The sequence below is a fragment of the Catenulispora pinistramenti genome (assembly GCF_018274385.1).
GTDB lineage: Bacteria > Actinomycetota > Actinomycetes > Streptomycetales > Catenulisporaceae > Catenulispora > Catenulispora pinistramenti.
In genome coordinates this window covers 1-548 of the sequence record NZ_JAAFYZ010000552.1, presented here as the reverse complement: position 1 = coordinate 548, position 548 = coordinate 1, and the positions used below count along the sequence as shown (strand labels likewise).

Genomic DNA, 548 nt, shown 5'->3' with positions numbered 1-548 from the left:
ACGCAGGAGGACAAATGACGAACCCCTTCGAAGACGAGACAGCCCAATACCTGGCCCTGGTCAACGACGAAGGCCAGCACTCACTCTGGCCCGCGACCATCCCCGTTCCCCCAGGCTGGCGCACAGCCCTCGGCCCCGCCACGCGCCAGGAATGCCTGGACCACATCGCCGAAGTCTGGACGGACATGCGCCCCGCCAGCCTGGCGATGCAGATGGACGGCGCGGCGGGCCGCTGACACGCCCTTCGGGCTGGAGCGCTCGGCTTGGGTGCTCCACCCGAATCGGGGAGGAGCACCCAAGCGTCGACGAAGAGCCTTGTTCGGCCAGGCGCCGCGCCAATGCCGCGATCCAGCGCGTGGCGCGACGATGCAGTATTCGATGGCAGGTGCTAGCCGGATCCTTTTGGGGGATGGGGTTTGCGGACCGGGTGCGGTTTGGTTTTGGGTTTCAAGGCATTTTTACGGCCTTCGGTCATGGTTGAGCCGGTTCGGGGTTCGGGGTGGTGGGTGTGTTTGTCGGCTGCCGGTTCGCGTGTTCACAACCCCGCC

The 548-nt window shown here is 66.1% G+C and carries 1 protein-coding gene; it reads left to right on the top strand.

Annotated elements, in window-relative coordinates; genetic code table 11:
• The first annotated feature begins 14 nt into the window (after window positions 1-14).
• On the top strand, window positions 15-236 hold the full coding sequence (locus tag KGQ19_RS48830) for an MbtH family protein (RefSeq protein ID WP_212022495.1): 222 nt from the start codon (window positions 15-17) through the stop codon (window positions 234-236).
• Window positions 237-548 lie beyond the last annotated feature (312 nt).